This is a genomic window from Spirulina sp. CS-785/01 (assembly GCF_028330525.1).
Classification (GTDB): Bacteria; Cyanobacteriota; Cyanobacteriia; order Cyanobacteriales; family Spirulinaceae; genus JAQMSD01.
The window spans coordinates 1-9,937 of record NZ_JAQMSD010000103.1 but is presented as its reverse complement, the minus strand read 5'-3'; the positions used below and the strand labels follow the sequence as shown (position 1 = coordinate 9,937).

General features: G+C 44.2%; 7 protein-coding genes and 1 other RNA gene. 2 read left to right on the top strand and 6 right to left on the bottom strand.

The window, feature by feature from the left end:
• The coding region (locus tag PN462_RS06165; RefSeq protein ID WP_443029081.1) for an RNA-guided endonuclease InsQ/TnpB family protein at positions 1–509 on the bottom strand (509 nt) is incomplete at its 3' end.
• A 284-nt stretch (positions 510–793) separates the two neighbouring features.
• Here PN462_RS06165 and ssrA point away from each other — a divergent pair.
• Positions 794–1,193: a transfer-messenger RNA gene (ssrA, locus tag PN462_RS06160) on the top strand.
• A gap of 82 nt (positions 1,194–1,275) precedes the next feature.
• Here ssrA and cofH read toward each other — a convergent pair.
• The 3 genes from cofH to PN462_RS06145 form a co-directional block, all read right to left on the bottom strand.
• Positions 1,276–2,403 carry a 7,8-didemethyl-8-hydroxy-5-deazariboflavin synthase subunit CofH gene (gene cofH / locus PN462_RS06155; protein WP_272127143.1) on the bottom strand — a complete coding sequence of 376 codons (1,128 nt, stop codon included), beginning with the start codon at positions 2,401–2,403 and terminating at the stop codon, positions 1,276–1,278.
• A gap of 195 nt (positions 2,404–2,598) precedes the next feature.
• Positions 2,599–3,447 (bottom strand): SPFH domain-containing protein, encoded by an 849-nt coding sequence (locus PN462_RS06150; RefSeq protein ID WP_272127142.1) that lies wholly within the window; start codon positions 3,445–3,447, stop codon positions 2,599–2,601.
• 94 nt (positions 3,448–3,541) lie between these two features.
• Positions 3,542–5,167, bottom strand: a complete 1,626-nt coding sequence (locus PN462_RS06145; protein ID WP_272127141.1) for a mechanosensitive ion channel — start codon at positions 5,165–5,167, stop codon at positions 3,542–3,544.
• 183 nt (positions 5,168–5,350) lie between these two features.
• On the opposite strand from PN462_RS06145, the gene PN462_RS06140 reads away from it, so the two are divergent.
• Positions 5,351–5,812, top strand: a complete 462-nt coding sequence (locus PN462_RS06140) for an SRPBCC family protein (protein ID WP_272127139.1) — start codon at positions 5,351–5,353, stop codon at positions 5,810–5,812.
• A gap of 282 nt (positions 5,813–6,094) precedes the next feature.
• On the opposite strand, the gene PN462_RS06135 is transcribed toward PN462_RS06140, so the two are convergent.
• Both PN462_RS06135 and PN462_RS06130 read right to left on the bottom strand, forming a co-directional pair.
• Entirely contained in the window at positions 6,095–6,973 is an 879-nt protein-coding gene (locus PN462_RS06135) for a M48 family metallopeptidase (protein ID WP_272127138.1), read from the bottom strand.
• 253 nt (positions 6,974–7,226) lie between these two features.
• The coding region (locus tag PN462_RS06130) for a hybrid sensor histidine kinase/response regulator (protein ID WP_272127137.1) at positions 7,227–9,937 on the bottom strand (2,711 nt) is incomplete at its 5' end.

The window sequence follows — 9,937 nt, the reverse complement described above, 5'->3', positions numbered from 1 at the left end:
GCTTTAATGAGAAACTGTACATAGTAGCCATCAGCCCGACGAATAAGTCTAACCCGCTTAATTTGTTCGGGTTGATAGAAGTTTAAATCCCACGTTCCTTTGAGTTTGAGCTTCCCTATCTTTTTACCATCGGTAAACGTGATCTGCTTGCGATTCTCTGATAACTTCCACCCAGAATTCTTGTATTCTACTGAACGACAATTTTTCTGGAATCGAGGGTAGCCCTTTTTACCAGGAATCCCCTTTTTGCAGTTATTATAAAATCTGGCAATGGCAGAATAAGCTCTCTCAATAGATGCTTGGCAGGCGCTAGAATTTAAGGCTTTAGCAAAGGGAAACTCATCTCTAAGTACCTTGCTGAGACGATACAAGTCTTTTTGTCCAACTCCCAAATTATCCATCCAAAAACGAATTGCTTTATTGCGGATGAATTGAACCGTTCGGATGGCCTCATCAATGGCACTGTATTGAGTTGGTTTTCCTTTAGCTTTGAACTCTAAGACGAGCATTTTACGTGAGATAAACCTACACAAAAGTATTATACCATCAAGTCGCCCTAAAAGGGCGAGGCTTTAGACCCATTATTTTTGGTAACGCCTTTTCCCGAACCTGCTCCGAAAGGGAAATCTGGTCTAACTGCTCATCGGCAATGGTAAAACTCATCCCCCTTAACCTCCTTGCCTAGAATATCTTAATGAATCCGCTTTCTGAATTGCACGGCGATGAAGTCCTAATTTTATAGTAGGTTGTTGTTTCCCGCTAGACTCGCTATAATGAGAATAACTAACAGCACGGGGCCGTCACGGTTTCGACAGATCGGTGAAAGCCGCCCTGTGATGCAGGCCGAGAGTGAGCCATCTCTCGTTAATCCAAGGTTCAAACTAAATTGTAACTGCGAACAACATCGTTCCTTTTGCTCGCAAAGCAGCCCCTGTTGCTGCTTAATAACAGCCTAAACATTTAGGTGCGAGCCTCTACAGTCTGACTCCGTTAAGGGCTGTATTGACAACCCCAACGGATGCACTGTCTGAGCTTCTCGCTTTAGCTCATTCAGTAAAGACCTAAAAGCGAGCATCCTGTCATCCGGGATAATGGATGGTCCCCGCCTCAAGGGTAAGCGAGGCTAAGCCTGTGAAGGAGCAGAAGGTCAATACCCGGTTTGGACAGCAGTTCGACTCTGCTCGGCTCCATTTAATTTGGGTAATTGGTAAAAGGTAGGGGATTTTCCCCTACCTTTTGTAATGGATAATTAATTTCTTCTCCCCTATCTTCCCATCAAAAATACAGGGTAGTGCGCTCTCGGTGAGGGCGACTGAGGGAATTAGCGGCCTCTTGTAACTGCTCTACCATCACGCAAGTGCCGCCTTTTGCTCCGGCCATGGTTGTGATGTGTTCCTCCATTAATGTCCCCCCAATATCATTACATCCCCAGCGTAAGGCTTCTGTTGCGCCATCTAAGCCTAATTTTACCCAACTGGGTTGGTGGTTGGGGATGACTTGGCCGAGATAAATTCGTGCAACTGCGGTGAGGAGTAGGGTATGTTCTAAACTGGGCTGATCTCGTCCCACGCGACGACGGAGAGCGGGAGGGGCGGATTCTCCGACGAAGGGGAGTAAAATAAACTCGGTGATGCGGGCTGGATAGTTTCGCGCGATCGCAATTTCTTGTACCTCTCGAAGCTGCTGGAAATGGGCAATCTGCTGTTGCGGGGTTTCAATGTGACCACATAACATAGTGCTAGTCGTGGGCAGTCCTAACCGTAAAGCGGTTTCCACAACCTCTAACCAAGTCCCCGTCTTAATCTTTTCCGGACAAATCACCTGTCTTACTCTATCATCCAACACCTCCGCAGCCGTCCCCGGCATAGACCCCAAACCCGCATCCCGTAACGCTCCGATTACCTGCTCATAACTAATACCATCCTGACGGGCAATAAACTGCACCTCTTGAGGGGAAAAAGCATGGAGATGAATATTGGGAAACTCCCCCTTAATTGTCCTTACCAGTTGTAAATAATACTTTAACGCCGTTCCCTCAATTTTAGCCTCCGGGTTAAGTCCTCCCTGCATACAGATTTCTGTTGCCCCCCGTTGCACCGCATCCGCCGTTTTTTCTAAAATTTGCCCCCAGTCCAACCAGTAAGCCCCCCCTTGGCCCTCATCTCTGCGAAAGGCACAGAAATTACAATGCTGTTCGCAAATATTCGTAAAATTAATATTACGATTCACCACATAAGTAACAGTTTCCCCCGCTTGCTGTTGTCGTAAGCGGTCTGCCGTTTGGCGAATGGCTTCGATAAGGTCAGGATGCTGTTGAGATAACAGGAAAACTCCTGCATCTGCTGTGATACTTTTTCCTGCTAAGGCTTCGTTTAAGAGAGATTCAATGGAAATTGTAGCCATAATTTTTATTGGTTGTTGGTTATTTGTTCTTTGTTGTTTGTCTTTGAGCTTTTATATTTTGTTGATACACATTTTAGTCTGCGTTATTCAGTCGTAGTAAACCCTGTAGGGCTTATTTTAAAACTTTCAAAAGCGCGAAGTAAGCGTTTTAAGCATCGCGGAGTCAAGGCAGATCCCTGAATGCTTACGATTATTTTATTCAGTTTCATTGCTTTCTTCTGTTATGGGAGATGGGGGATTTGGTCTTTTTGGGTCGGGGAGATCGTAACGCCCTCCGATTAAATCGGACATGGCTTGGTTTAAGGCTTTTGGGTCCATAAAGACAACCTTAGAATTGGAACTGCGACCTAAACTTTCGTTGGCTTCAACGTACCGTTGTGCCACTAAAAAACTTAATACTTCTTGAGCATTGGGTTGTTTGCGGAGGGCATCAGAAAGCATTTCAATTGATTTAACTGTGCCTTCTGTTTCCAATAAAGCAGCCCGTCGTTTACTTTCGGCAGCACGTTCAATTTCCAAAGACTCCATAACTGTCCTTGCGGGAGTAATTTCTCTTACTTCAATGCGGGTTACTTTTACTCCCCAATTTGCGGTTGCGTCGTCTAATTGTTCAAGAAGTTTTTGATTTACTTTTTCTCTAGAGGAATAGGTTTCATCTAAGTTTAATTGTCCGATGGCTGAACGGAGCGTTGTCACGACTAGATTATCAATAGCTTCTTGAATATCTTCGACGACATAAAAGGTTTTTTCTAAATCCACAATTTGCCAATAGATGACTGCATCAACTCGTAAAGACACATTATCTTTAGTAATGGCGTTTTGCGGCTCAATTCCTAACACTTTTTCTCGGACGGTTTCCTCAACAACAATACTATCTAAAAATGGGAAAACAAAATTTAAACCGGGATTGAGTTTTTTATGATATTGTCCGAGTCTTTCCACCAATGCCTCATTCCCTTCATTAATAATTCGCACTGTTGCCAAAAAAGCACTGAATCCGGCAACTAAGGCCGATATAAAAGTGTAAAATAGTGCGCTATTCATAGTTGTTAAGTTTAATAAAGAAAGAACATGGTCTCAGCCATGTTCTTTTATTGTTCTTTTATTGTAAAGGGTTGATTGAGGGTTGATCAACGGATTAGTTATTTTGTTTGAAGGAGTTAAGCCATTCGCGGATTTGTTCCGCAGCGATGTCGCGGCCTCCTAATCCAAAGGCTAACGCGATCGCAACCGCAATTGCACCGACCAACAGACCAAAGGCCAGGTTGACAATATTACTAGCGATGCCCATTTGTTGCAGTGCCATAGCAGACACTAAAATAATGATGGAAATTCGCGCAGTATGCCCTAAAATGCGAGCTTGACGGCCACCACTACTGTTAATGAGGTTGAAGGCGAGATTGGCGAAATATAAGCCTACACCGAAGACAATTAAAGCGACTAACACTTGTCCGCCAATGACCATAATTCCGGAGACAAACCCAGTTAAGGCAGGAATCTTTAGAATATCCACCGCGGCCAAAGCAGCGACTAAGACAATGCCAATCTGAAGAATAATCCCGACAATTTCTGACGGAGTGCGATTCGGACTGGAACTGCTTTCTGTGCCTTCTGTGCTTTCTCCTTGGGTGTCTGTGGGAGGGGTGGAAGTGCTGGAGATAGAGAGTCCTAACCAGCTATAAACGTTATTAAAGCCAATTCCAGTTAAGAGACTGGTGACTAATTCTGCCACATAAGCCCCTCCGAGATAGGCCACGACCAGAATAATCCCGGCGGTAAAGATTTGCGGTAAGATGCTGAGAATCTGCTCTAACATTGCGATCGCAGGTTCAGAGATCGCATCAATGCGCAGCGCGTTCAAGGCCGAAATGGCCACAGGGATTAAAACCAGCACATAAACAACCGTCCCCAGAATCCAAGATAGAGACTTCTGCTCACCTTGTCCCGATAAACTAAATCTAGCTCCTAAACGGTCTGTTCCCGTGGCAATTAATAAATTGGTGACAACCCGACGCACCACCTGAGCCACTAGCCATCCGGCCACACCAATGAGAACAGCAGCCAAGACATTGGGTAAGATATCGAGAATCTTATTCAGTAACTCCTGAACCGGAGTGAGAGTTCCTTCCAGTTCTAGGGTACTGAGAATGGAGGGGAGAAACAGTAAAAAGATGAACCAGTACAGGGTATTGGCGATCGTTTCACTGAGGGTAAACTGTTCTCCCTCCGTCCCGACTTGTTGACCGAGGCGTTGGTCCACGCGCATAGTGGTTAAAGCACGGGTGACAATGAGTTTCACAATGGTGGCCAACAACCATGCTAACCCCAACAGAATCAGCGCACCGCCAACTTGGGGTAAAAAGTCGGTGATATTGTTCACCATGGCCAGAAGCGGTTGTGATACCTGTTCCAAGGACAACGCTTCTAAAGAGGCAATTACAGTGATCAGAATGACCAACCAATAGGCCAACTCTGATATCCATTTTTCAATGGGAAAGGCTTCTCCCCCCTCTTGGCCAGTAATCCAATTGGCAATTTGATTATCAATTTTCGTCTGTTTGAGCAGCGTGTTGATGATTTTGCGGACAATTCCCGCAATAATCCAACCGACCAAAAGAATGAGAATTGCGCGGATGAGGTCTAACACGGATGTTCCTAAACTCTCCCCAACACTACCAATAATTTGATCAAGCCAAGGCAAGCTCGGCATCTCCATATCGGGTGCTTGAGCTAACACCCCACTTGTTTCTAGATTTTCTATCATTACCTGATTTTGAATTCGTCATAGAGTCTCAGTTCACGTCACGCTACGAACAGAGGATTTTACTATGCACCATACCGCATAATCTTGCCAAAACTTGTTTTTTCTGGATTTTATTCGGTTTTTTTGTGGAAAAATGCAAACGTTCTACAATAGGTACTTTGTGGCGAAGCGTAATTTGAGACTATGACATCTGAGCAGGTATTTGAGCAGTCTATCCAGATTCGAGCCAGTGCGACTGCCGTAGAGCAATGTATCACAGAATTGGAGTTAATGCACCGTTGGCTTAATCCTGCGTTACGCTGTGAGCCTGTGGGGGAGTGGAGTACGGAATTAGGGAGTCGGAGTCGCTTTGTGGTGAAAATTCCTGTGCTTGAACCGACGTTACAGAATGTAGTGGTGGAACGAGAACCGGGGTTAGTGGTGTGGGAGTTTAGTGGTTTTTTTCAAGGGCGCGATCGCTGGGAATGCCAACCCACCCCTACTGGCACATTATTACTCAATCGGTTTGCGTTTACCATCCCTAATCCGGCCATTCGTTTAGGGTTTAATCTGCTGGCGGTGCAATGGACGAAAGAAGACATGAAAGCACAACTCCGCCGCTTAAAACGAGTGGCGGAGGAGGTTTATAATTTGGGGGATGGGTGAGTAAAAACTGGTTACTGTTTACTGGTTACTCTCGGTGAAACTAAAAATCGCTGAAAGTTGGCTAAAAGCCTTGCTGTGATTAGTTTCTGACCTTCTTTTTAGGTTAACTTTGCCCTTTCTCCAACATCTGCCATCTGCCTTCTTTTTAGGTTAACTTCCTCCTCCTTCCTTCTGGCAGACTGAGCGAAGTCGAAGTCTGAGCGAAGTCGAAGTCTGCCCTCTGCCTCCTGCCTTCGGATGCTGTTTACTGTTCCCTGTTCCCAAAGAACCAACAACCAACCCCTAATCTTCCTCCCCAAATAAACGGTTGAGATCATCGACAAAACTGCCTCCTCGTTGGGAGTTGATGCGTAACCAGTCTTTTTCCTCTAACCATTGAAACGTTAAGGGGTTAGATGTATTTAACCCTAGATTACCGCGATCTGATAACTCCTCTGGGGGGATTTCTTGGATTAATTCCTCTAACGCTTCAACTCGTCGGGGGACCGCCGGATGGGTTTCACTGTCGCGCATTGTCCCTGGTAAACGGCCTAACACATCTAACCCCCGTAAACACCCCTCAGCCTCAAACCCCGCCGATACTGCATAACGATAGCCTAATGCGTCGGCCTCTAATTCGTGGGTGCGGCTTAATTCGGCTACTCTTTCTTGGACTTGGGGATCATTATCGCCTAATTCCTCTCGCCATTCTGCCACTTTCGAGGTTTGGATGGCGATATGTTGTTCGGTGTGGTGGGCCATTTCGTGACTGACGACACAAGCTAAGGCTGAGGCATCTCCGGCTACTTGGTCGAGGAGGCCAAAATGGACAATAATTAAGTTAGCTTCGGTGGCGTAGGCGTTAATCATGGAGTCATCGGCAATGACAACCCGCCAGGTTTGGTGATCTAAATCGTTGGCCCGGGCGATGCGTTCTACAATGCGATACAAAACGTATAAGTTTTCTGGGAGATCATCTTCGGCTTTTTCGTAAATGCTTTTGGGTTCGGTGTCTTCTGTCTCGGTGGGTTCTTCTGGGTTTTCTGGAGTTTCACTGCTTTCGGTGGTGTCGCTGTCTGGCGGGGTTTCTGCGGCTAAGAGGGGGAGGGAGACGGTGGGGGTGAGTCCTACGGTGAAAGCGGCTAGGAGGGCGGTTAGGGTGTTTTGTAGGGGGGTGAGCATGGTAGGTTGAGAAAAACAACGATAGGGCGAGTGGGGGTTTTGAGGTTATTAATGCAGATGGACTATGGCCAGGTTCGAGGGTAACTACAAGTCCAAGGTTGGTGATTTCGGAGGCTTGGACTTGCGATCGCATTATAACTGCTATATAACTGCTATGTTGGGATGACCATGTGATCTGGAAACAGTTTTCCGGTTTCTTGGGGAGGGGAAAGTTTACCCGTGTCAGGGGGGAGAAACCGGGTTTTTCTCAGGGTTAAACTGTTTTCCCGTCCCATGAATGCAGAAACCCAGTTTCTTGAGAGGGATGGGGGCTTTTTCCGGAATCAGCTAAAAGACTTAAAATTGTGTCGTAGCGGAACTCCTCCGCGAGACTGCGGAGGGAAAGCGCGACAGAAGACTGCTCTTGAGCAATTTGCTCAATGATTCCATCAATGGTTGTCATATTGCAACTTAATACCGCTTCGTATAATTGATGGCGTAATTCAGGAGACAGATCGCGCAATACTTCTGACGTTAGGGGGATTACGCTTTCTTTGTCTTCTGATGTTGAGGTGGCGTATTGATAGGAAAGATTTAATTGATTTTGTAGCCGGGTGTACAGTTTTTCGGGAACTATGGGTTTGGGTAAAAAGTCGTCAATTTGCGTCATCAGTTGTTCTTGCTCCACAGGATCGAGTAAGGTGGCCGAGACGGCAATTATTTTCACTGGGGTTTTAGGAGGGGTTTGCTGTTCTAATTGACGGATTTTTGCGATCGCAGCTTCTCCCCTTAACTTAGGCAGTCGCAAATCCATTAAAATCAGATCGGGTTGCCCTGTTTGCCATTGGGTTATGGCCTCTTGTCCATCTTCCGCTTCAGTCACGGTAAAGCCAACTCCCGTCAACATTTGTACCAACAAACCTCGATTTTCCGGTTTATCATCCACCACTAAAATACGATATTCTGGCTCATCCGGGGCTAATCCCAAAATATTTTTAACATCTAGGGAGGGTTCGATTAATTCCTCTTGGGAAAGTTGGGCGATAATATCAAAGGAAAAGGTACTCCCCACCCCCAGTTCACTCTCTACTTTCATTTGTCCTCCCATTAATTCGACAAATTCACGACTAATGGCTAAACCCAGTCCTGTTCCTTCTTGTCTCTCTCGTCCGCTTTTGGTTTGTCTAAATGCAGTAAATAATTGTTCTAATTCTGGGGGGGCAATTCCTAGTCCGGTATCCTCAACTTGAAAGAGAAGACGAATTTGTTGGTCTGTCTGCTCTAAAAGGTTAACTCGTAAGGTAATTTGTCCTTGTTGGGTGAATTTCAGTGCGTTACTTAATAAATTAATTAAAATCTGTCGCAGTTTTTGATCATCAGTATAAAGATAACAAGGAACATCTTCAGCACAGTCTATGATCCAATTTAAGCCTTGTTCTTGGGCTTTGAGCAAAAACATTTGTTTGAGGTCATCTAAAAAGAATTTGAAGTCAAAATTAGTGAAATTAACTTGCAAGCGGTTCGCTTCGATGCGGGAGAAATCGAGAATTTGATTGATGACGTTCAGTAAGTGACTTCCACTACGATGAATCGTAGTAATACTATTATGATGTTCGGGTGGTAAATTAGGACTTTGGTAGAGTAAGTCCGCATACCCTAAAATGGCATTCAGGGGGGAACGGAGTTCGTGACTCATGTTCGCTAAAAAGGCACTTTTGCTATAATTGGCTTCTTCTGCTTTTTCTTTCGCTTGGGCGAGTTCTTGAGTCCGTTCTTGCACTGTTTTTTCGAGAATTATATTTTGTTCTCGGCTCATTTGTTCGTTAATTTGAGCCATTTTTAATGCTTTTTGTTGATTCTCCCAGTTTTCTTGCTTGAGGAGGTTGATTTGATCAGCTAAAGCTAACGCTGATAATAAGCCAAATAGACTCAGACTGGGTAAAATTAAACCATCAATACTCTTTGAATAAGAGATAACATTTAAAAGATTTAATCGCCCTAAAAGAGTAGTTATCGATAACAAAATGATGGCAAAAATATAATATCGCGCCTGTTTATACCCTTTTAGCCCAGTGATAATACTGGCAATAATTAGGAGACTGGTTGCAAGGGCAGAAATGATCGGGAAAAAAGCATTAGTTCCATTAGTAATATAGATGATTGCCGTTCCTATGGTGGCTGCAATCATTAAAAGGTTGAGAAGTTTATATAAAATCTTGCTATGCTTTTTAAGCAATAAAATACCCTGGCTCAAACGAATCCCAAAAACAAAGCCAACCAAAGAAAAAAAGCTGAGTTCAAACCCGCTAGAAAATACAGGCAAGGATAAATAATTCCCTGAACCATCAGCATATAAAATAAAGAAAAGAATCCCAAAAAGAAAGAGAGAATAATCTAAATAAATTCCTTGCTTTAAGGTAATTAATAACCATAAATTATAAACCAACATAATTATTAATGTTCCATAAAAAATTCCTCTGATAAACCATTTCTTTTGATTTAGTTGCCAAAATAAACTCTTTTCTACAATTTGAATAGGAACAATAATGGGTGTTTTACTGGTGATACGAAAATAAATAGTTTGAGGTTGTTTAGAGAGAGTATCTAAATTAAAAACGTAATCAGGATTACCAATATCTCGACTCGAAAAAGGCCGGGTTCTTCCAGTTTTAATAACTTTAAATTCTTCAGAATTGGGTTGGGGGAAGTAAGCATCCACATGGCCTAAACGGGCTTGTTGAATGACTAATAACCAGTCTTTGTTGGGGGCATAATTTTTGACGTTTAGTTTTAGCCAAACCGCCGCTTGAGTATAGCCTAAGCTGACGGTTTCTTCAGAGTTGGGTTGAAATTGAGTAGGGAGATCAGTAGAGGTAATTTCTTCAAAGGTTTTTTGTTTACTAGGATCAATCAGTATTTCTACAGAGTCTCCCAAAAAATATTGATCCTGTTGGGAGGAGAGGAGAACAGGGGGTGGGGAGGGAG